This is a genomic window from Levilactobacillus fuyuanensis, from assembly GCF_003946395.1.
Taxonomy (GTDB): Bacteria; Bacillota; Bacilli; order Lactobacillales; family Lactobacillaceae; genus Levilactobacillus; species Levilactobacillus fuyuanensis.
This window is the reverse complement of record NZ_RHNZ01000004.1, coordinates 22,334-43,902: the sequence shown is the minus strand read 5'-3', so window position 1 is coordinate 43,902 and position 21,569 is coordinate 22,334. Positions and strand designations below refer to the sequence as shown.

Here is a 21,569-nt window from a genome sequence, read left to right as displayed (position 1 = left end):
GACAGTTATTTTTCATTCATCTGCTTCGCCGCGCGTTTCCGCTGACCAGCAACCGCTCGGGTCATCACCCAAGTCGTAATCGGTACCGTCAGGATCACACTGACCATAGCGAAGAGAATCATCAGGATCTCCGACACGAAGATTTTATCGTTGAAAATCTCGCCAAACGAGTAGTGAACTCCCGTGAACCAGATAAACAACGCCAGAAAACCCCCGAAGAAACCAAAGAACAGCGTGTTGAAGGTGGTCCCGATAATCTGCTTACCCACGGCAATACCATCCCCTAAAAGCGCCCTGGTGGACACTTTAGGGTGTTGCTCGAGGATTTCACTGAGTCCCGCTGAAATGGCCATAGCGGCCTCCGCAATAGCCCCCAGCGTGCTCAGGATGGCCGTGGCGGTCGTGACTTGCACAAAATTAATGCCAACCAGCACGGACAATCCCTCCAAGTCCTCACTATCTTCCGGACCGAACCCCTGGACCAACGCCCAGTGCTCGACCGGCACAATCAGTAAGACAAGAATGACCAGCACGGCCGCTGAGGCCAGAAACGCCACGGTACTCGACAGATCGTCGCCACTACTCATGAAGATGGTCAGCGCGAGAACTAGCACCCCTACAACCAGCGTGACGGGCAGTGGTGGAAAGTGAAAAGCCACCAGTACAATGGCCAGAAAGAGTAAACCGAAGTTCAGGAGGAGTGCCAGAAACGATTGGAACCCCGCCTTGCCGCCGACGAGCACCATCAGAGCTAATAAGACCAAGCCTAAAACGTTAATCGTACTCATGCGCGCACCTTCTTTTCCATGAAGCGACTCGCTAGATAGCTCGCTAACGGCACGGCCAGCACAATACCGATCCCACTGATCAGGCTTTGCACGACCCCCATCGACATGTTCATCGAGAAGGTGTAGCCCCAACTATTGCCGTTCTTCAAGTAGAGCATCGCCATTGGAAAGGTGTCCGCCACGAAGATGAAGAAGAGCACGTTGATCAGTGGCCCCATGATGGTACTCCCAATCTGTCGGCCGGACTTGAAGACTTGAGTGGCCGACAGTTCGGGCCGTTCCCGTTTTAAAGCGAATAACGACGAAATAATATCGGTCGACTCATCCATGACAGCTCCCAATGACCCCAACAACGTTTCGGCCAAGAACAACGGGCGTGGAAGTTGGGTCACGTACTGCATGGACTCGTAGTACATCCCCTTCTCGTGGGTGAAATGAAAGACCAGTAACGCCACGATAATCGACAGCGCCGTCCCCCCTAACGTAGTCGCCAGCGTAATCAACATCTGTCGATTAGCACCGATGACCAGCCACAGGGTCAGGGCCGCGAAAACCACGGCAAGACTGCCAAAGATCCACAGCACCCGGGCCCCCTGCGTTGAACCGTTTAAAATGATGGCCATCAGGAACAACACCCCGTTGAGCGCCACGCTGAGAAACGCCATGAAGCCACTGAACTGCATGATCAGTAGTAGCAGGCCCACGACCAGCCACAGCATGAAGATCAGCGCCGTATCCCGCTTGGCGTCCTTGGCCGTAGCCGTCAGCTGGCCGTGTCGGTGTTGGTGAACAACGATGAAAAGCTGACTGCCCTTGCGATAATGTTGATCCATCGCCCCAGACAGCGAATAAGTATTGGTGACCGTTAGCTTTTGCCCGCGGTACTTGCCATTCAGGATGCGGCCAGACAGCTTCTGTTTGGTCTGGTAATCCACGTTGTGAAAGTCATCTTCCTCTTTGGTTGCCTGCCCCTTCTGGACGCTCGTTACCTGCATGATGGGATCGCGGTAGAGACTGGCATCGTGTTGCGTTCCCCATACCAGTAAACTGCCGATCAGCAGCACCACTAGCCACAATCCAAGGGTGACCTTTCTTTTCTTAAGTAAGCCTTGCATATTCCCTGTCCCTTCCAACCTTTGACGCGTTGCATCCAATATACCACTTTCCGTGGGGTTACTTTTTGCCCCATGAAAATTTTAACCAAATCACATGAATCGCTGCTCTAGCAACCCTACCAGGGGGTGAATTACTGGAGAATCCCAGGCAGCCCTTGCAATTTGTGTGGATTAACGATAGAATGATACCCGATTGTTATTTTAATTAAGCGAGGGTTTTTACAATGAGAAAAGCACATCCAAATGGCGTTCAAGGTCGTCGGAAGGTTAACCGTAAAAAGGACCGGAAGCGACGCGACGAAATTTCAGACTTACAACGTTGGTTAAAGAACAAAAAGTAAATCTGACGCCTTACCGTAAAACGCACTGACATTTATTGTCAGTGCGTTTTATTTTTGTCTTGTCTTTGACAGTGCCTCCGGGCTGATGAAAATGGGCCGGGACGCTGAGGGCGGACGCCTAAAGCCATAAGGCGGTCTTTAGGCTTGGGAGTAAGCTGCTTAGAACCGCGTCTTACCCCCACCCAATTATCTAACCGGCATGACCCTCGCCGCTAAGATAATTCCCACAGCTGAGCCCGTTTTCACCAGCCCTGCGACTTTACATAGTGTTAGGACAAACGCACCGACAATTATGTCGCTAGTTCTCTGCCCTTCTTTGCGTAATCTCCAATGTCATCTTTCATTTAAAATTCCAACAAAGTTAACCCCAAAAGAAAAGAGACCCAGCAGTCGCCAGATCCCTAAAACGTTATTAATTTACAACCAATACACTTGATTTAGAATTGTGAACCACGTAGCTCGTGGTGGAACCCATGATGGCACGCCCTAAACCGTGCGAGCCGGAACGGCCGATGACCGTCAGATCCGTGTTCAATTCTTCCGGCAAGGTTACGGCAATCGTTGGCTTTGGGAGCCCCGTCTTGAACCGTGTTTCAACGGGCACACCCGCCTGCTTCACTTCTTCAACAGCGGTATCCAAGAACTTGGAAGCTGCTTCCTTGAAGTGGGTCACAATTTCACTGCCGAATTCCGCGCCGTAGTGGGCATAGGTCTGATCACTAGCGACGGAAACGATGAACAATTTCGATCCAAGCTTTTGCGCCAATTTGGTCGCCTCCACTAGTGCTTTGTGGGCATTCTTGCTCCCATCCATTGGTACTAAGATCCGTTCATACATGATATCCCGTCCTTTCCATATTAAACCATCAATGTGGTATCGCTTTCAACACCTTTATCATAGCAATAATTACGCCTCGTGGAAAGGTAAATGCACAAATTTTCACGAGAATTTTAGGGTTCTGGGCAAATGTTTAGGTGATTCTCATTCTGGCATTCCTTACGGTTTGTGGTAAGATTAATCAAACGACTTAATAATAGAAGGATGGTTTCCAAAATAATGAAGAAGTTTTTGTTGGGTGCCCTGGGGTTACTTGCATTAACCCTGGCTGGCTGCTCGAATAATAAAGTCACCACGAAGAAGAACACTTATCGCCCAACCGCACTGACCGCCGTCGTTAAAGGAACGGCTGGCGCCAAACATGTGAGCTACCAAATTGACAATGGCAAGAAGCAAACGGTCAAGACTAACGGTGGTGCTTATTTCTTCCAAGTCCCCGCCGCAACTAAGGACCAAACCGTTAAAATCACTGCGGGTAGCGCCAAGAAGACGATCACCGTCAAGAAGGTCAAGGCTCTGGGCAACTACAAGAAGCTCGCCGCCAAGTACAACCAGATGGTCATTGGCACTTACTTACCAACCAAGGTACAAAAGCAACTCCAAACCGCGCAAAAAAACCAAGCAGCCACTAAGAAGAAATTGGCAGTTTTAGCCAAGACCGACCCCATGGCCGCCGCGGCGGCTGCACAGAAGCAACAGGCCGCTGCTAAGCAGTTACAAACCGAAATGGCTACGGCCAAGAAGAAGGCCAAGGACAGCCTCCTGCCAACGACGACTAAGGACGGCGTGAAGAACCTGGTCGACACCAAGTACACCACGGTACGGGCCAACGTCCAAGATGGTAAGCTGATGGGCTTAGCTATGATTACACCAACCAAACAGATGAAGACCAAGACCGGTCAGAAGAAGTTTGGAACCACCTTCGCCCTGCTGGGAACCACGTTGAACGCCAAGCCCAAGTACGTCATCAACAAGTTTGAAAAGGTCTTAAAGGACGCCAAGAAGAACAGTTCTTCCACGACGACCAAGACCATCGAATCCAACGGTATCCGCTTCAACACCGGCTTCTCAACAGATCACCTCTACATCTACATGACGAAATAACGATCGATGAAGCTCAGCGGATATTGCCGCTGAGTTTTTTTGCGCGAGTTTTCCTGTGGCTGTCGGGGTCCGTCTGCCATGGGGACCGCCTACAGCCAAACAAACACCAGCCACCCACACCACGTCCTAGTAACTCCCCGATAATTCGTGTGAACGACGCGTTTAGACGGAGGTAGCCAAGGATGTAACCGGCCGTGTCGATGGCGTTAGGACGGGTGTTCGCTTCTTCCCGTTCTTACGCCATGGGACGAGCTTGGAAACTCGCGGTCTTGGCGAGGTTTCAAGTCGAGGTCCAAGACCGTCCTTTGGCTTGGACCGGTCCCCACAGCAGGTGGAATCCTTGGCTACCGCAGGCGACAGTTGCCCACAAGAATCACGAGTACAAGTTACTAGGATAAAGTTAGTTAGCGCATACCCTGAACCAGATAACAAACTGAATTGTCCTAACCCTTTCTCCCTAAGCGCAATCATTTTTATCCCTAGCAATCAGGCGGCATAATAACGGTATGCTGAGGTAGTGAATAGGTGCGGTGATTTTGCGCGTCAAAATTTACTAAACCGGCTAGATTCGTTTTCAAGGGGGAGTTATTATGCAAAACGAAGAAAGAGTATTTGAAAATTTTCTACGGCAATATCGGGAAATTTTTCGGGTGTTGATCAATGCGGCGGAACAAATTACCGGTCAGTACTCGGTTAGTTTTGAACAGTATCTGTTGCTGAAACAAATTCATGAGCAACGCAACATTACGCTCAGTGAATTGGCAGATTCCACGCGCACCACCCGTTCGGCGGCGGCACGTAAGTTACGGGCCCTGCTACTGGACGGATTCGTTGAACAGGAAGCTAAGATGGACGATCGCCGCGTGAAGTATCTGCGGTTGACCGATAAGGGGACCACCGTGGAGCATGACATTCGCCAGGCTTTCCTGCAAAGTGCTGAGACATGGAATCAGATTCCAACCAGTCTGACTGCGGCAGATATCACCGACTTCTTCACCCAGTACCAACAAAACATTGCGGTTTGGGATCGGACTCGGCCAAAGTTCCAGCGGCCAATTCTGCACGCAAAGCGTAAGGCGCTCGGCGGTGAATAGCCTCACCGCCACTGTCACCTTTCGATTAACGCGGTGGTCACCTGCTCCAATTGGGGAAAGCGGCCCGCTACGTTAAGACCCACACAGTCTTTGAGCTACCACAAGCATACAGTTTCCGTCATCGGAATAGGGGATAACGGGGTCAGAGCCACGGGTTCCGACCCCGTTATTATTGCCTTTTATCGGCTTTATGAGAGATTTATGATAAAATCAATTCCCTTTTATCTGCAAATGGGTTAACCTGTCACTAATGACTATTTTTAAGGAGGATTTCCTATGCGTATTAATCGTTTTGCTTCTGATGCACCTTCCGCTGATGACTTTCCAGTGGACGAATCCTTATTGACCAAGGACTTCTACGACGCCGTCAACGGTAAGTGGGCCGCTCAGGCCACCATCCCCGGTGACCACGCGTCGACTGGGGGTTTCATGGACCTAGCTGACAACATCGAGCACACCCTGATGCACGACTTCAGTGACCTCTTAGCGGGCAAATTGACGCCGGCTAATCCCGAAATGGCGGAGTTCAAGAAGCTCTATGGCATGACCAGCGACTTTGCCCAACGTGAAGCCACCGGTACCGCCCCACTCAAGCCATGGTTGGCCAAGATCGAAGCGCTCAAGGACTTTGATGACCTCAGCGCTCATTTAGCCGAATGGCACCGTCTAGGCTTACCCGTGCCAATTGGCGTGGGTGTGGAACCCGACATGAAGGACACCAGCCAGTACGCCCTGTACGTGGACGCACCGGACCTCTTCTTGCCCGACAAAACCTACTATAGTAAGGACAATCCAGCTGCCAAGCAGTTGATGCCAATCTTCACGCAAACGGCGACGAAGCTCCTGGAAATGCTCGGCTACGACAGCGACAAGGCTGCCGAAATCGTCGAACAAGCCAAGGCTTTCGATGCCCAAATCGCACCACACGTGAAGTCCTCCGAAGAAGCAGCCGACTACGTGAAGATTTACAACCCACGTAAGTTAGCCGATGTCGATGCCAAGGTCAACGCCCTTGACCTGACCGCGGCCATCACTGACCTGTTACACGACACACCTGAAACGGTGATCTTGCCACAACCGAAGTTCTTCGATGCCGTTAACGACATCTTGACGCCAGCAAACTTTGACGCCGTTAAGAGTTGGATGCTGGTCAACACCGCCTTTGACGCAACCGGCCTCCTGACCGAAGAGTATCGTCAAGTCGGTGGCACTTACAGCCGCGCCCTTTCCGGTAAGAAGGAAGCTCGCTCTCAAGAAAAGGCCGCTTATTACCTGGCCATGGGAAGTTTCTCCCAAGTTGTTGGGGACTACTACGGTCACAAATACTTCGGTGAAGCCGCAAAGCAAGACGTCCACGACATGGTCGTCAAGATGGCTGGTGTTTACCAGAACCGGCTGAAGACCAACGACTGGCTCAGCCAATCAACGCGTGAAAAGGCCGTCGTTAAGCTGCAAAAATTAACGATCAAGGTCGGCTACCCCGACAAAATCGACCCACTCTACGCCAAGTTCAAGGTCGACACCAACAAGTCCCTCTTCGATAACTTGCAGGGATTCAGCGAAATTGTCCTCGCCGACCACTTCGCTCACTGGGGCAAGCCCGTCGATCGTGACAAGTGGGAAATGAGTGCCAACACGGTCAACGCTTACTACTCACCGACCAACAACGAAATCGTCTTCCCCGCTGCCATCCTGCAGAAGCCATTCTACAGCCTGGAACAATCTAGCAGCGCCAACTATGGGGGAATCGGGGCCGTAATCGCTCACGAAATCTCCCACGCCTTTGATAACAACGGGGCCCAATTCGACGAGTTTGGGAACCTGAACAACTGGTGGACGGATGCCGATCTCAGTCACTTCCAAGACCTGGCTAAATCGATGATCAACGAATTTGACGGCATCGACTTCGCCGGCCAGAAGGTCAACGGGAAGCTGACCGTTTCCGAAAACATTGCCGATGCCGGTGGTTTAAGCTGTGCGCTCGAAGCCGCTAAGTCGGAAGATGACGTTGACCTGCGGGCCTTCTTTATCAACTGGGGCAACGTTTGGCGGATGAAGGCCACGACCGAATACATGCAACTGCTGTTATCGATCGACGTGCACGCGCCAGCCAAGTTGCGGGCTAACGTTCAACTCAAGAACCTCGCTGACTTCTACAGCACCTTCGACGTTCAACCAGGTGACGACATGTACTTGGCACCGGCCGACCGGGTAAAGATCTGGTAAGCCTTGAAATTAAATTAATCATTTGGTCTGTACCAATCACTATAGCATAGCTAGTGATAGCCGTGTGTAAAGTCTCTGTAAAGGTGAAAGATGCACCAGCAAAATAGGACCACGACAACCGTCGCGGTCCTATTTTGTTGCTCTGAAATTATTTTTAAAAACTAAAGATCCTCAAGAATGGCTAAACTAGTCAATCTTGAGGACTTTTTGGTATTACATGTACCTTTTGATAATTTGATTGTTTTCGAAACACTCTACTCCGAAGTGTTGCCAACTATCCACGCTTAAGTGTGCCGTGGGTGCGCGCCATAATTCGTCGAACTGCCGGCATGATGAAGAGTTCCCGGATAAAGTAAGCTGAGGTCAGCGTCTCAAAGAAGCCGAGAATGAACTGCACCGCCGTCATGTGACCCAGCGTGCCATTCATGATCAAAGCGCGCGTGCTCATGGTAAAACACATTACCAGTAGCATCGTCCAACTCCGAATCGTCCCGGCTTTGAGGTGAATCGCGTCTGCATTGGCCATCCCCCGTGTCCACCATTTAATCAGCAAAGTACTTAGAGTACTGGCAATCAAGAGATTGAAGATAAAGGCGAAGATAATCGTGGGAACGATCGACAGCAAGTACACCCGCCACATCGTAAGATTAATACCGGCGTTAACTGCCATTCCCAACCAGCTCATACTGCCCGCCATACCGGTACATAGTAATAAAGTAAAAAGCAATCGCTGTTTAAAAGTCATGTTAGATCCTCCATATAGTTGATAAAGCAACTATTACAGAATAGTCGCATTTAGTTTATTTGTCAACCATATTCTATGCTATACTGAATAAAAAAGGAGGCCGTTGTCTTGGACATCGTTAGAATTGGAAAATTTATTGGAGCACTCCACCGTCGCTTTCAGACAGCCATGAACCGCGAGATCACGCTGCCCGACATCAACGGTACCAATGCAAACTTTCTACTCTTCATCAGCGAACACGACCGGGTTACGGCCAAGCAGATTACGACCGAACTCGCCATCAATAAAGGACTAGTCAGTCGTGAAATGACCCGACTCGAAAAGGCCGGCTACACTACTAGAACCCCTGACGACACCGACCACCGCACCACTTGGGTCAGCATTACTCCCCAGGGACTAGCCGCCTGTAAGACGATTCGCCAGGTCAAACAGTCCCTCTGGGATCAAGTCCTCGAAGATACTCCGGAAGCTGATATCGAGACAGTCTTCACCGAGCTGGAAACCTGGAGTAACCGGGCTAAGAAATTCGATCAGTCGAAATAAAAATACACCAAAAGCCCCGAATCCGCCAAGATCCGGGGCTTTATCTATTTTCTCAACACGCTAATCCGAAATAGAAAACTAAATCTGCTTCTCCCTACTGCAGTACTTAAATACACTTCTGGGCCACCGTCACATTGACGTACGAATCAGAGTCGCCTTGCAACTTATTCACGTATGACCCTGCAATATCACCTAAATCTACATAAAAATTTTTCGTTCCAACTTTGACAATCATTTCCAAACGATTGACAGTCCACCTCAAGATTGCCTAAAGGACCCCTATTGCTCCTTTAAGTCAATTCTGCGTTGGTCAATCAGTTCTTGTAGCTCCTGCAGGTCATCCAGAGTAGACTTGTTTCGAATGAAGCTCCGTGCAGCGGACCGAGCATTAATGTAACGCATACGATCCTTATTTTTTTCATTCCACTTCTTATTAGCCTTGGCCTTAGCGGCTGTGTATCCTTGTTTCTCCACTAGAACATCCCCTCTTTTAATTATACCGCGCCGAAATACATACAAAAAGTATGGTTAATCTCTAACAGTTGTCTCAAAATTTGTCCCTAGCTACCGTTCAAAAAACCTTTAAGAACATACCTTCCCTATGTAAAAAAGCTCTGAATCCTAATCTAATGGGATTCAGAGCTTTATCTATTTCATCATTCAACCAATGCTGACGTTTAAGAGCTGGCATAAGTTGTAAGCGTCTACTACCCCGCTTACCCAGGCAGTCACGTTGTTACTTCAACGTGCTCTCGCGAACAACCAACTCAGTCCCAATCGTCACCCGTTGTGGCGTCTGTCGGCCCGTCTGCAAGCGGTCAGCCACCAGGTCGGCGGCCTCCGCGCCCAGCATCTCCGTGTTCACGTGGACACTGCTTAACTCGGGGAAGACATACTTGGCAATCGTGGTGTCATTGAAGCTGAAAAGACTGACGCGTTCGGGCACGGCAATTTCATTCTCACGCAGCGCCTTCAATGCCCCAGCGGCCATCGGGTCGTTGCTCACGAAGAAGGCGTGGGGTAAATTAGCCCCCAGTCGCGTCACCGCGGCCTGCATCTGCTCGTAACCGGACTCCGAGGTGTAATCCCCGGTGAAGACCAGCTTGGGGTCGAATGCGCCCCGCTCCTGCAAGTCACGACAATATGCCGTGTACCGCGGATCAAGCACATCCAGCTTGCCATCCGTCGTCGACTCGCTCCCACAGATCAAGCCAATCTCATGCTGATCGTGTTGCCAGAAGTAGTCGACGACCTGGTCCACGGCGACGTCAAAGTCAGTGACCACGCTGTCATAGCCGTGACCCAACTGATCCTGATCGACAAAGACGAGGTTACCCGTCAATTGCGATAACGTCTGAACCTGCTCATCACTGAATTTTCCAATAGCGATGACGGCATCCACGTCTGGATCAATGGCCTGCAGATTATTCTGAAAGGTCCGAGTGGCCAGCATATTGAGCTGTTCACAGCGTTTCTCTAGGCCCAATCGAATCGCCATATAGTACAGGTCATCGAGTTCCTTGGACTTCGAATACCACTGAACGATGGCGACCCGCAGTTGCTTGACCGGGGCATTGGCCCGGCGCTTGGACTTGGTATAGTTCAAGTCCTCGGCGACCTCAAATATTTGTTTTCTGGTGGACTCACTGACCGACAATGTCCGGTCGTAATTCAAGACCCGTGACACGGTCGCTAGTGAGACCCCGACTGTCTTCGCAATATCTTTTAAGGTGGCTGCGATCACCATCACCTCCTGTCAGAATTAAATCTGTGCAATAAACTTGTCTAATGCGGCTTGACCCTGGGCGTCTCGTTTGAAGACCCCAGCGTCAGCCAATACACGGGCAAAGGTATTCCCAATAGCCTCATGAACGACTGCCGTCACGTTAGCCTCGGTAATCGTGTTAGCCTGCTTCAACCCATCGGCCCATGCTTGGTGCATCGGCGCAATCTGGTTGGGCTGGTCCAACAGATACTTGCTGACTTCGGCCATTTCGGCCTTCAGCCGTGCGGGTAAAATGGCGCGACCCATGACTTCGATCAGGCCAATATTTTCCCGTTTGATATGCTGAACGTCCTGGTGCGGATGGAAGATGCCATCCGGATACTGAGCCGACGTCTGGTTATCCCGTAAGACTAAGTCTAACACATAGTCCGCCCCATCCCGGTAGGCAATTGGCGTAATCGTGTGGTGACGGGTGCCATCGGTATAGGCACGCACGTCCACGGACTCATCGGAATAGTCGATCCAGCTCTTCAGAACCTTCGTCGCTGCCGTAATCAGCGGTTCTGGTTGCGTCCCGCGTAGCCGAATATCGGTCATCGGCCACTGCACGATTCCTGCGGTAACACCCGTGACGCCCAGGTCTACGGCCCGGTCTACGGGTGCCAACATCATTGGGAAGGTATGCTTGCCCCCCTGATAATGATCGTGCGTCAACATGGAACCACCCACGATTGGCAGGTCGGCATTGCTCCCGACGAAGTAGGTTGGTAGTTGCCGGACGATTTCCAGCAGGTTGGTAAAGGTATGCTGGTTGATTACCATTGGCCGGTGTTTCTTGGCCAAGAAGATGGCATGTTCCGCGAAATAAGCGTATGGCGAGTACTGGAAGCCCCAGGTCTCGCCGCCCAGCATCATCCGAATAATCCGGTGATTGCTACGGGCGGGATAGCCGAGACGCCCCAGATAGCCCTCGTTAGTCATGCACAGTTGGTCCAATGGATAGCTGACCTGCGTCTGCGTTTGGGCGGCCGCAATCGCCTTCGGGTCCTTTTCCGGTTTGGACAGGTTGATGGTAATTTCCAACTTGCCGGCCGGTGTCTGGGCTGGGAAGACCACGTTGCGTGCAATATTTCTAGTCTTAATATAGTTGTTTGCCTTACTTAACTGGTAGAACCAGTCGGTTGCGGCACTGGGACTCTGTTGATACCGGTCCCAGAAGCCACGGTTGACGGCGGATGGCAGCGGCGTCATGAAGTCCATTAACTGGGACTCCAGAATCTCACGGGGACTTGGCGCATTCTCGATCTTGCCATTGGCAACGGCCGTCTCAACCATGGCCGCCACCAGGTCGATTGGATCGGCACTGGTAGTCGTCTGGGCGTCACCATCGCCGATCAACGCAAAGATCCGGTTGGTCACATACTGCCGATCCAGCTCCGTGTAAGGTGCCGGAGATTGGACGATTTGATCAATAAACGTTTGAATTGTGTCTTGTGCCATTTATTTTGCCTCGTCCTGGTCATCGTAGCCGGCTGGATTCTTTTGCTTCCAGTTCCAGGCCGTCCGAATGATATCTTCTACGTTGTCAAACTGTGGTTGCCAGTTCAAGACCTTCCGTGCCTTGTCACTAGCCGCAATCAGCGTGCTAGGATCACCGGCACGGCGAGGGGCCATCTTGGCAGGGATTTCCTTGCCCGTAACCTTCCGAGCGGCTTCCAGCATTTCCTTGTTGGAGAAACCAGTCGATGAGCCGAGGTTAAAGGCATCGCTGTCATGGCCAGCCTTCAGGTATTCCAACGCTAAGATGTGGGCATCGACCAGGTCGACAACCTGGACGTAGTCACGGACGTTGGTCCCATCCTTGGTTGGGTAGTCGCCACCAAAAATGGAGAGTTCTTTACGTTCTCCCGCAGCGACCTGCAAGATGATTGGAATCAAGTGGGTTTCGGGATGGTGATCTTCACCAATACTCCCGTCTTCCTTGGCCCCGGCCACGTTGAAGTACCGCAGCGCGATGAACTTGATGCCGTAAGCTTCGTCGGCCCACCGCATGATCTTTTCCATCATCAGCTTGCTTTCACCGTATGGATTGGTTGGAATCTGTGGGTCCGTTTCCTTGATAGGAATCTGCTTAGGTTCGCCATAGGTGGCCGCCGTTGATGAGAAGATGATGCGCTTCACGTTGTGCTTATTCATGACTTCCAGCAGCGAAACCATCCCGGTCGTATTGTTGTCAAAGTACTTCAGTGGCTTTTCCATGGATTCTGGAACGATAGAGAAGGCGGCGAAATGCATGACACCCTCGATGTCTTCCTTGTCAAAGACGCCGTTCAAGAATTCCTGGTCGCGCACGTCCCCTTGGTAGAAACGAGCCTTATCATTAACGGCGGCACGGTGCCCCGTGACTAAACTGTCGACGACCGCAACGTCGTATCCCTTTTGAATTAACCGATCAACGGCATGTGAGCCAATGTAACCAGCACCACCTAAAACTAAAACTGTCATCATCAATTCCTCCTCAATTATGTCGCGCCTTGGTTAACCTAGTCGTTAACCAGCGGGCTCTTTGACTGATCTTATTTTAAAACTAATTTTTTAAGCTGTTAAATTGGGTTGACTAGGCGACGTGAACGCCATTCACCCTGACCAAAAATAACCAGACTATTTCTGCAATTCCTTAGGACCGTCCGCAATCTCTGCAACGTAGAACTCTGCCTTGTGGCCAATCGTGTCTTCGTAAACCTGACCGACCTTGGCTTCAAAGTCGGTTACATTGGCCTTCTTAACAATGGCAATGGCACAGCCACCGAAACCGGCACCGGTCATCCGGGCACCTAAGACGCCAGGTTGTTGCCAAGCGGTTTCAACCAACGTGTCTAGTTCCTTCCCAGTTACGGCAAAGTCGTAGTTCAAGGAAATATGGGACGCGTTAATCAAGTGGCCAAAGGATTCGAGGTCGTTGTCTTGTAACGCCTTGAAGGCCTTCAATGTCCGTTGATTTTCGAAGACGGCGTGCCGTGCCCGTTTGATCAGCGTATCATCGTTGATCAGGTAGGCATTCTGGTCGAATTGGTCTTCGTCCAAGTCCCCTAACGTCTTGATATCCAGCTTGGTCTGCAACCGGCGCAAGGCTTCTTCACATTGAGCCCGCCGTTCGTTGTACTTAGAATCGGTCAGTTCCCGCCGCTTTTTCGTGTTCATGATGACTACGACGTTATCGTCCAAGTTGAGGGGCGCATACTCATAGTCCATGGTATTCGTGTCCAACAGCATGGCCTGGTCTTTCTTCCCCATGCCGATGGCAAATTGATCCATGATCCCGGTATTCAAGCCAAAGTAGTCGTTTTCGACCTGTTGGCCGACCTTAACCATTTCAACCTCATCCAACTTCATACCGTAAGCGGCATGAAGGATTTCACCCATCAACATTTCCATAGAAGCGGATGAGGACAATCCGGAGGCATCAGGCAAGTTCCCGTGAACAAAGAGATCGAAACCATGGTCGATCGTCAGGTCTTGCTTCGCCAGCTCGAACAACATCCCCTTCAGGTAATTGGCCCAGTTGTCAGCCTTATGAAAGGCCAAATCGTCCAGTGAGAACGTCAACATGCCCGCATCCGGGACGTTGGCCGAATAGACGCGAAACTGCCGATCATCACGGCTCGTGTACGCGGCGTAAGTCCCCATGCTGATTGCAGCTGGAAAAACGTGGCCACCGTTAAAATCAGTGTATTCACCAATCAAATTGATTCGACCGGGAGAAAAGAAGACCCGTTCTGGTGCAGCATCAAACTTTTCTTGATATTCAGTTGCTAAGCTGGCAAAGTCCATGGCGATTAACTCCTTAATAAATTTTTAGTAAACTTTTACTACGATTATCATAAACGCTTTTGCAGCAATTGTCAATTCATTTATAAAGCGCTTTCTTTTTCTGGCTCAATCCTTTTTGATTCCTGTTGACTGTGGGATTTATCCCTCAGTTGGTTCCAGTCGTTTAGATATGCCAAGAGCCCGGGCATCGTCACCCAGGCTCTTCACAATGAACGCTTCATTAATTTTCTGATTGAATCTTTGCGTCTTTTTCAGTCTTTTCAGTTTGTAACTTGCTTTCCAATTTCTTAACGATCTCGGCATGCTTCTTTTCAGACAAAGTGACTTTGAATTCATAAATCAAAGCAGAGATGACTAACAAGATCATTGGCATGTAGAAAATGAAGGAGTGGAAGATAAACATTCCGTGAGCCGTAATGTCACTAGGTTGGGCGTTACCCGTCATCCCAGAGTGGACAGCCGCAATAACAACGATCCCAGTTGAGAAGGCCCCAGCTAATTTATCAATCAAAGGCCGGACTGACAAGGTAACGGATTCATTACGCGTACCGTTCTTCCATTGCCCGTATTCCACACTGTCGGTAATGGTCATCAAGGCCGCCAGGAAGATCATTGGGTATGGGAAGAAGAAGATGGCATCCGCGATATACATCATGATGGCACTGCTACCGGCAAAGTTGAAGAGCACGTAGCCGACTAACATCATGCAGATACCGCCGACGTAGACCCCACGCCGAGTAATCTTGGAAACAATGATTGGAAACAGTGGCACTGAGATGATCCCTAAGATGGCCGTAACACCCCCAACCACACTGTAGGCCTTCGCATTACCAATAACGTACTGGAAGTAGTAAATCAGGAGAGAGTTCGTAACAACATAACTCAGGGCAAATAACAGATAAGAGAGACCCAACCACATCAATTGGTCATTTTCACCAATAACCTTGAAGACGTCGCGGAAACGGGTCCGTTCCGTATTTTCACGAATTAAGTTCTTAGTTTCCTTCGTTCCAAAGAAAGTGGCCAAAGCCCCTAACAGAGAAACAAGCCCAATCACGATGGCAAATCCTAACCAGCCGGCACGCGTTTCCGTAGAACCATGGGTCCCAGAGAACTTTTGGGAGAAGTAGATGACCAAAGGCATAATGACAATGATGACCCCTTGAGAACCCAAGGTAGACCCGAAACGACCAACTGTCCCAAACCGGTTCCGAACCTTGGTATCCACACTCAAGGCTGGTAACATGGACCAGAATGAAATGTCTTTGAACGAGTAGAAAATATCCATAATAACAAAGACAATCCCAAAGACCAAGAAGTAAATGGACTTGTTGGAATCTGCCAAACCAAACAGACTGGAGAACATGAGAATCAGTCCAACTGAACTGACGATTGCCCCCGCTAACAGCCATGGCTTGAACTTCCCAATCTTGGTATCGGTGTTATCAACCATCCCACCAATCATTGGGTCAAAAGCAATTTCAATTAAACGAATAACAACGACCATCGTGGTGACGATTCCGGCTGCAGCGGCGGAACCCTTCCCCACGAACAAGGCACTGGTGACAAAGATTGCAAAATAAGTATTAAGTGTTGCGTAGAAGGCATCATGTCCGAATGCCCCTAGAGCATATGAGAGATATTGCTTAACCATTGTTCTTTCACGCCTTTCAACAAGCGACTGCGTTCTAACTCTTAACGATAATCACTAGTCTAGTGATACCGGTGTTCAATGATCTTGGAGAGAACATCCTCCCGTTGTTGTGCCTTGGCCATATCAAATTGGGATTCTTCCAACTTGTTAAAGTCCTGGGCAAGTAACGTGGCTTCCAAGTAGAGCGTCAGTTGTCGCTTGATGTACAACTTATTTTCCTCATCCGGATACTGCGCGTTTCCTCCCAAAACAGCTGCCGCAAACTTTGCGGGGTCTAACATAATCTTGTCATTCTTAGCCATTTTGACACACCTCTGATTTCTCAAAATAGAATACCTACACCCCAAGTAAAAGTATAAATATATTTTTAACTAAAATGTAAGCGCTTTACGGCTATTATTCTAGGGCTTTGTCAGCTTAAACGCAACCACTTTTATTGTGAAAAATATTCGGTAACCTGCTGTATCGACTGGTCGTAGTCAGTTGCAACCGGTTGTCTTTTTAGCATGAAAACTTTAGTAAAGCTATCAGTAAACTGGCTGTTTTGACCCGTGCCCTGTTGAAAACCCACGATTACCTATAAATTTAGTGAAAGCAAGTCACCACTACATTAGCCGGCATGGCAACCGTTTGTCCCGTTTGATGCGCCGCAGCCACAAAAAAACAGCTAGTAGACACCCTAGGGGCATCGACTAGCTGCACTGAAACACTTTTTAATTAAGCTGAATCCTACTTCACTGAATCAACGTATTGCTTCAAAGCCGCTTCGTAGGTCGCTAACCGCTTTTGGGCGGCCGCATCGGTCTGATCACTCGTCCCGATGTAGAACTTGACCTTGGGTTCGGTCCCTGAAGGCCGAATGCAGATCCAAGTCCCGTCACTCAGCCAGTACTTCAAGACATTTGACTGTGGCAAATCAATCTTGCTGGTCGTCCCATCAGCCTCCGTCTTAACGCTCGTCGAGAAGTCTTCAACCGTCTCAATGGCACTGTCGCCAAAGGATTTCGGCGCGTTTTCTCTGAATTCGCTCATCAGGTGGGCCATTTGGTCGGCACCGTTGACGCCTGGGAATTCCTCAAACGTGGTCTTCTCGGCAAAGTAGCCGTAGGTCGCGTAGAGTTCTTCGATCCCGTCGTAGAGCGTCATGCCGCGTTGTTTGTAGTCGGCAGCGACTTCCGCCAACAGCACCGTGGATTGGATGGCATCCTTGTCCCGTACGAATGGCTTGATCAGGTAGCCGTAACTTTCTTCAAACCCAAACAGGAAGGTGTGGTCGTTGGTCGTCTCGTATTGGTGAATCTGTTCGGCGATAAACTTGAAGCCGGTCAGTACGTTCTTCATTTCCACGCCGTAAGCTGCCGCAATCTTGGTAGCTAGCTCGGTGGAAACGATGGACTTGACGACCCGTGAGTTGGCTGGCAGTTGGCCGGCTTGCTTGCGGGCCTTTAGGATGTAGGCCAGTAAAATCGAGGCAATCTGGTTCCCGGTCAACAGTTGGTAATCCCCGTTCGGTTGACGAACGGCGGCCCCTAACCGGTCGGCATCCGGATCGGTGGCGACTAGCAGGTCGGCGCCCTCCTTCTTCCCCAGCGCAATCGCCATATCGAAGGCCTGTGCAAATTCAGGGTTCGGGAACGGTACCGTTGGGAATTCTGGATCGGCAATGGCCTGTTCCGGCACCATGGTGAAGTTTTCAAAGCCAGCACCACGCAGGGCCCGTTCACCGATAACTTTTCCGGTCCCGTGTAATGGCGTGTAGATCAACTTCATGGTCTTCCCAACTGTCTTGACCAGTTCATGGTTAATCGTGACGCTCTCAACGTTTTTCAGGTAAGGTTGGTCGACATTTTCCCCAATGATCTGGAGCGTCTTGTCGGCGCGTAACTGTTGTTCGTCGGCCACCTTGATGGCAAAGACATCCTTGGCAGACCGCACAAAATCGGTGATCATGTCGGACGCCTTGGGTGGCATTTGCCCACCGTCTGGCCCGTAAATCTTGTAGCCATTGTACTGCTTCGGGTTGTGACTGGCCGTGATCATGATCCCCATGGCCGTATGTAAATGGCGGACCGCAAACGACAATTCTGGCGTTGGCCGTAAATCATCGAAGACGAAGCTAGGAATCCCGTGCGCCCCCAAAACGTGAGCGGCTTCGTGAGCGAATTCCGTGGAATGATAACGGGAGTCAAAACTGATGGCGACCCCGCGTTGCTTCGTAGCGTCATCCAAGGTGTCCAGGTAACGGGCAACTCCCTCGGTCGCTTGCCGCACGGTGTACATGTTCATTTGACCGATACCGGGTCCCATGACACCCCGCATACCGGCAGTCCCAAAGCTCATGGGACCGCTAAAGGCTGCTTTCAGCGCCTCTGGATCATCCGCAATGGCATCTAATTCCTGCTTGATTGCTGGAATCATCGTGGGCTGTTGTTGCCAAACCTGATAGTTTTCTTGCCAACTCATCTAAATCGCTCCTTTTCGATTATCACTTAACATTTTGTCCGGGGTCGATCTCGTGTACTTCGCCTTGCCGGGCGGTGCAAATCAGCCGTGACGCTGTGGGCGGACGTCTGGAGCCAAGGAGCGGTCTCCAGACTTGAGTTCGAACCTCATAGACCGAGTTTCAAACTCACCAATTACCTTAGCGGCCAGCCGCTAAGGTAATTCCCACGGCTGAGCTGATTTGCACCACCCTCACGGCTGACACGGATCTCGCCCAGACAATAGTTAACCCGCACGCCATCCCTTTACCTCTCCCCTGACGGTGCTGGTTAACTTAAATTCAATAACACTACTATACCAGCAACGCTTATGATTTGACACGTTGCTGGTAAAAGTTTAACTAGGTTGCTAAGTAAACTTTGCGCTTTCTTTAGGGTTCTTGCGGCCCTTTTGCTTCGACATCGTCAACTCTGGTCGCCAAGGAAGAATGATGAGCAAAGTTGACCAACAGCTATGACCTGAGGGCAGTCAAAGCAATACTGCCAGCTGGAGGCAGCTGGGGATGGAGCCAGCCGTGACGATGGCGTTAGGACGGGAGAATTTCCCGTTCTTACGCCATGGGACGACCTTGGAAACTCGCGGGTTTAAGCGAGGTTTCAAGGCGAGGCCAAAGACCGCTTCTCAGGCTTTGGCCGGTCCCCACAGCGGCGGAATCCCTAGCGGCCGCAAGCGATCACTCCGTATTTTTTGACTACTCCTTGCCACCAGCCAAGTATTGGTACGCAATCTTGTGGGTGATAGTTTGGTTGGCTGGCAACACGATATCGCCGAAGTCGGCGTGGTGAATCGCATCCGGTAGTGCCTGCGCCTCTAGTGCCAGCGCATTGTAGTCACGCACCGCTGCCCGCTTCTTATCTGTTGGATTGGCCGTGAAGACGACAAGGGCGTTGCGGTCGGAGTAGAGGGCGACCCGCCGATGTCCCGTGGCGTCTCCAATAGCCGCGATTGGCGTGGTTGCACTTGGCACAACTTCAAAGGCATCATCGTATTCGACTTTACCCGCTTGCTTGAGCTGGGTCAAACCATCCGCAATCGTCCGTGGTTGGCTGAAATCGTATCCAGTCCCGGCCGTTGGGAGTTTTTTACCCGTTGGAATTTTCTCATCATTCAGCTCGAGCCGGTGGTCCCCACTCAACAGGAGCCACTGCTTGTCGATGCTCTGCTGATCATCAGTCACGTTGAAGTAGGTGTGAATCGTCGGGTTGAAGAGCGTTGCGGCGTCACTGGTCCCCGTAAAGCTGATTTCTAGGCGATTGTCCGCCGTCAGTGTATACGTGATGGTCGTGTCCAACGTTCCGGGATAGCGGTCATCGGCGGGCGTCGATGTGTGCGTCAATACCACACTGGCAGACTCATCGGTGGTGCTGGTTGTCCCCGTCCAGTTCACATTCTTGAAGCCATGGGGTCCCCCATGAATGGCGTTGTGGCCCTCAGTGGCTTCCAAATGAACTTTTTGCCCATCGAGATCAAATTGTGCGCCAGCAATACGGCCAGCGACTCGGCCCAAGGCCTGACATAAACAGAATCCATTTTTCTCATAGGCGGCTATATCTGGCTCGCTAACGACCAACTGTTGTCGGCGGTCACCTTCGACCACACTAAATTCTTGAAGCGTGGCGCCCCAAGTTAAAACGGCCACCCGCGTTCCTTGTTTATTGGTTAACAGGTACTTGGTCACGGTCTGGTTCGCAATGGTGCCAGCAACTTCTTGTGTAATATTCATCAGTTATTTCCTCCAATTTAGAATCCGGTTTCATTGTATACTAACCGGTTGGTCAGTACCAATTTATTTGGAGGAAAATTTGAAATTACCCGCAACCATTTACTGGCAAAATAATCACGCTTTTGCTGGACTTATAATTTGATTATTCGCTATACTTACCTCGAATCGTGCACTTTTACACAAGAAATATTACTTGAATAAGGAGGAACTATCTATGCCAGCTACAACTGCTGCCGCTGAAAAGCTGCTGCTCCAAATGGTCGACGACTATACCGCTCGGGAAATCAGTCCTGAGGATATGCCCATGGACGCCGCGGGTGACTTCCCAGCCGGCTTTATGCAAAAATTGACGGATACCGGTTTTCTCGGCATCATGCTACCCCAAGAATTCGGCGGTGCCGGCTTCGGCCCCGAAGTCACTGCTGCGGCCTTGAACCACATCGCCCGAGGTAACGCCAGCACAGCCGTTACCCTCGAAGGCCACTTCAAGACCATCGATCAGATCCTTAAGTTCGGGACGCCGGCCCTGCAGAAACAACTGTTATCCTCCGCTAATGACCGGATCTTCGCCTTCTCTATGACCGAAGCCTCCGGGGGCTCTAACCCAATGGGGATCAGCTCAACGGCCACCCGTGAAGGTGACCACTGGGTCATCACCGGCGATAAGATCATGATCACGAACGGTGGCCTCGCTCAGGTCTACTGTGTGCTGGTCAAGACCGCGCCGAAGGAACTCTCCGTGTTCGTTGTTGATCAGGACATGCCTGGTTTCTCATTTGGAAAACGCGAAGACTTCATTGGTCTTCGTGGCACGCCAGTCGGTGAAATCGTGATGGACCACATCGTTGTCGATGACGACCACCTGCTGGGGAAGCTCGGCGACGGTGGTATCATCGGCGACTCCGCCCACGATGACGCCCGCATCTTAATGGGGGCCGTCCTCACCGGCATTATGGAGCACGAGTTGAAGATTGCCACCGACTATGCCAAGGAACGTAAGGCCGGCGACAAACCCCTGACCGAACTGCAAGTGACCCATCGTAAGGTCGCTGACATTGCCATGCGCAAGGAGACCACAAAGCTCCTGTACCAACGCGCGGCCCAATTAAAGGCTGCCGGTCAACCGTACAGTGAAGAAGCCGCTATGGCTAAGGCTCACGGCTCACGGGCCGCTGTCAGCGCCGGTGACGACACCCTACAAATTTTAGCTGGCTACGGTTACAGCCGCGAATACCCAGTCGAGCACCTGATTCGGGATGCCCGCGCAATGGAAATTGCCGAAGGTACCGTTGAAAAGATGCGGTCCGCCATTGCTACCGCCGAATTCAACAAATAGGAG

At 50.8% G+C, this 21,569-nt stretch carries 18 protein-coding genes; 5 read left to right on the top strand and 13 right to left on the bottom strand.

Annotated elements, in window-relative coordinates; genetic code table 11:
- Positions 1–5: 5 nt before the first annotated feature.
- From EKM73_RS02325 to EKM73_RS02315, 3 genes are all read right to left on the bottom strand, one after another.
- Positions 6–788: a YibE/F family protein gene (locus tag EKM73_RS02325; RefSeq protein WP_125700385.1), complete on the bottom strand. Its 783-nt coding sequence runs from the start codon at positions 786–788 to the stop codon at positions 6–8.
- Positions 785–1,903 carry a YibE/F family protein gene (locus EKM73_RS02320; RefSeq protein WP_125700384.1) on the bottom strand — a complete coding sequence of 373 codons (1,119 nt, stop codon included), beginning with the start codon at positions 1,901–1,903 and terminating at the stop codon, positions 785–787. The genes EKM73_RS02325 and EKM73_RS02320 overlap by 4 nt, the downstream gene beginning before the upstream one ends.
- 753 nt (positions 1,904–2,656) lie before the next feature.
- Entirely contained in the window at positions 2,657–3,082 is a 426-nt protein-coding gene (locus EKM73_RS02315; protein ID WP_020090020.1) for a universal stress protein, read from the bottom strand.
- A 219-nt stretch (positions 3,083–3,301) separates the two neighbouring features.
- Between EKM73_RS02315 and EKM73_RS02310 the strand changes: the two genes are divergently transcribed.
- The 3 genes from EKM73_RS02310 (at position 3,302) to EKM73_RS02300 (ending at position 7,506) form a co-directional block, all read left to right on the top strand.
- Positions 3,302–4,186, top strand: a complete 885-nt coding sequence (locus EKM73_RS02310) for a hypothetical protein (RefSeq protein ID WP_125700383.1) — start codon at positions 3,302–3,304, stop codon at positions 4,184–4,186.
- Positions 4,187–4,776: 590 nt separating this feature from the next.
- Positions 4,777–5,280: a MarR family transcriptional regulator gene (locus EKM73_RS02305; protein WP_125700382.1), complete on the top strand. Its 504-nt coding sequence runs from the start codon at positions 4,777–4,779 to the stop codon at positions 5,278–5,280.
- A gap of 276 nt (positions 5,281–5,556) precedes the next feature.
- Complete coding sequence (locus EKM73_RS02300; protein WP_125700381.1) at positions 5,557–7,506, top strand: M13 family metallopeptidase; 1,950 nt, start codon at positions 5,557–5,559, stop codon at positions 7,504–7,506.
- Between the two features lie 274 nt (positions 7,507–7,780).
- Here EKM73_RS02300 and EKM73_RS02295 read toward each other — a convergent pair whose 3' ends face one another.
- Complete coding sequence (locus EKM73_RS02295) at positions 7,781–8,251, bottom strand: hypothetical protein (RefSeq protein WP_125700380.1); 471 nt, start codon at positions 8,249–8,251, stop codon at positions 7,781–7,783.
- Between the two features lie 108 nt (positions 8,252–8,359).
- On the opposite strand from EKM73_RS02295, the gene EKM73_RS02290 reads away from it, so the two are divergent.
- The gene (locus tag EKM73_RS02290; RefSeq protein WP_125700379.1) at positions 8,360–8,794 is read left to right on the top strand and encodes a MarR family winged helix-turn-helix transcriptional regulator; all 435 of its coding nucleotides are present in this window, start codon (positions 8,360–8,362) and stop codon (positions 8,792–8,794) included.
- A 279-nt stretch (positions 8,795–9,073) separates the two neighbouring features.
- On the opposite strand, the gene EKM73_RS02285 is transcribed toward EKM73_RS02290, so the two are convergent.
- The 9 genes from EKM73_RS02285 to EKM73_RS02245 all read right to left on the bottom strand — a co-directional run bounded on the left by EKM73_RS02285 (position 9,074) and on the right by EKM73_RS02245 (position 20,230).
- Positions 9,074–9,268: a hypothetical protein gene (locus EKM73_RS02285; RefSeq protein WP_125700378.1), complete on the bottom strand. Its 195-nt coding sequence runs from the start codon at positions 9,266–9,268 to the stop codon at positions 9,074–9,076.
- A gap of 262 nt (positions 9,269–9,530) precedes the next feature.
- On the bottom strand, positions 9,531–10,541 hold the full coding sequence (locus EKM73_RS02280; protein WP_125700377.1) for a LacI family DNA-binding transcriptional regulator: 1,011 nt from the start codon (positions 10,539–10,541) through the stop codon (positions 9,531–9,533).
- Positions 10,542–10,556: 15 nt separating this feature from the next.
- Positions 10,557–12,020 (bottom strand): UDP-glucose--hexose-1-phosphate uridylyltransferase, encoded by a 1,464-nt coding sequence (locus tag EKM73_RS02275; protein ID WP_125700376.1) that lies wholly within the window; start codon positions 12,018–12,020, stop codon positions 10,557–10,559.
- Positions 12,021–13,025 carry a UDP-glucose 4-epimerase GalE gene (gene galE / locus EKM73_RS02270; protein ID WP_125700375.1) on the bottom strand — a complete coding sequence of 335 codons (1,005 nt, stop codon included), beginning with the start codon at positions 13,023–13,025 and terminating at the stop codon, positions 12,021–12,023.
- A gap of 156 nt (positions 13,026–13,181) precedes the next feature.
- Complete coding sequence (locus tag EKM73_RS02265) at positions 13,182–14,351, bottom strand: galactokinase (protein ID WP_125700374.1); 1,170 nt, start codon at positions 14,349–14,351, stop codon at positions 13,182–13,184.
- Positions 14,352–14,571: 220 nt separating this feature from the next.
- Positions 14,572–16,005: a glycoside-pentoside-hexuronide (GPH):cation symporter gene (locus EKM73_RS02260; RefSeq protein WP_125700373.1), complete on the bottom strand. Its 1,434-nt coding sequence runs from the start codon at positions 16,003–16,005 to the stop codon at positions 14,572–14,574.
- 59 nt (positions 16,006–16,064) lie between these two features.
- The gene (locus EKM73_RS02255; protein WP_125700372.1) at positions 16,065–16,307 is read right to left on the bottom strand and encodes a hypothetical protein; all 243 of its coding nucleotides are present in this window, start codon (positions 16,305–16,307) and stop codon (positions 16,065–16,067) included.
- Between the two features lie 427 nt (positions 16,308–16,734).
- On the bottom strand, positions 16,735–18,468 hold the full coding sequence (locus EKM73_RS02250; protein WP_125700371.1) for a phospho-sugar mutase: 1,734 nt from the start codon (positions 18,466–18,468) through the stop codon (positions 16,735–16,737).
- 730 nt (positions 18,469–19,198) lie between these two features.
- Positions 19,199–20,230 (bottom strand): aldose epimerase family protein, encoded by a 1,032-nt coding sequence (locus tag EKM73_RS02245; RefSeq protein WP_125700370.1) that lies wholly within the window; start codon positions 20,228–20,230, stop codon positions 19,199–19,201.
- A gap of 214 nt (positions 20,231–20,444) precedes the next feature.
- Between EKM73_RS02245 and EKM73_RS02240 the strand changes: the two genes are divergently transcribed.
- The gene (locus EKM73_RS02240; RefSeq protein WP_125700369.1) at positions 20,445–21,566 is read left to right on the top strand and encodes an acyl-CoA dehydrogenase family protein; all 1,122 of its coding nucleotides are present in this window, start codon (positions 20,445–20,447) and stop codon (positions 21,564–21,566) included.
- The last annotated feature ends 3 nt before the right edge of the window (positions 21,567–21,569 follow it).

Bases quoted from the DNA above. Each gene is read 5' to 3' on its own strand.
- EKM73_RS02325 (WP_125700385.1), bottom strand. From the start codon at position 788: ATGAGTACGATTAACGTTTTAGGCTTGGTCTTATTAGCTCTGATGGTG.
- EKM73_RS02320 (WP_125700384.1), bottom strand. From the start codon at position 1,903: ATGCAAGGCTTACTTAAGAAAAGAAAGGTCACCCTTGGATTGTGGCTA.
- EKM73_RS02315 (WP_020090020.1), bottom strand. From the start codon at position 3,082: ATGTATGAACGGATCTTAGTACCAATGGATGGGAGCAAGAATGCCCAC.
- EKM73_RS02310 (WP_125700383.1), top strand. From the start codon at position 3,302: ATGAAGAAGTTTTTGTTGGGTGCCCTGGGGTTACTTGCATTAACCCTG.
- EKM73_RS02305 (WP_125700382.1), top strand. From the start codon at position 4,777: ATGCAAAACGAAGAAAGAGTATTTGAAAATTTTCTACGGCAATATCGG.
- EKM73_RS02300 (WP_125700381.1), top strand. From the start codon at position 5,557: ATGCGTATTAATCGTTTTGCTTCTGATGCACCTTCCGCTGATGACTTT.
- EKM73_RS02295 (WP_125700380.1), bottom strand. From the start codon at position 8,251: ATGACTTTTAAACAGCGATTGCTTTTTACTTTATTACTATGTACCGGT.
- EKM73_RS02280 (WP_125700377.1), bottom strand. From the start codon at position 10,541: ATGGTGATCGCAGCCACCTTAAAAGATATTGCGAAGACAGTCGGGGTC.
- EKM73_RS02275 (WP_125700376.1), bottom strand. From the start codon at position 12,020: ATGGCACAAGACACAATTCAAACGTTTATTGATCAAATCGTCCAATCT.
- galE (WP_125700375.1), bottom strand. From the start codon at position 13,025: ATGACAGTTTTAGTTTTAGGTGGTGCTGGTTACATTGGCTCACATGCC.
- EKM73_RS02265 (WP_125700374.1), bottom strand. From the start codon at position 14,351: ATGGACTTTGCCAGCTTAGCAACTGAATATCAAGAAAAGTTTGATGCT.
- EKM73_RS02260 (WP_125700373.1), bottom strand. From the start codon at position 16,005: ATGGTTAAGCAATATCTCTCATATGCTCTAGGGGCATTCGGACATGAT.
- EKM73_RS02255 (WP_125700372.1), bottom strand. From the start codon at position 16,307: ATGGCTAAGAATGACAAGATTATGTTAGACCCCGCAAAGTTTGCGGCA.
- EKM73_RS02250 (WP_125700371.1), bottom strand. From the start codon at position 18,468: ATGAGTTGGCAAGAAAACTATCAGGTTTGGCAACAACAGCCCACGATG.
- EKM73_RS02245 (WP_125700370.1), bottom strand. From the start codon at position 20,230: ATGAATATTACACAAGAAGTTGCTGGCACCATTGCGAACCAGACCGTG.
- EKM73_RS02240 (WP_125700369.1), top strand. From the start codon at position 20,445: ATGCCAGCTACAACTGCTGCCGCTGAAAAGCTGCTGCTCCAAATGGTC.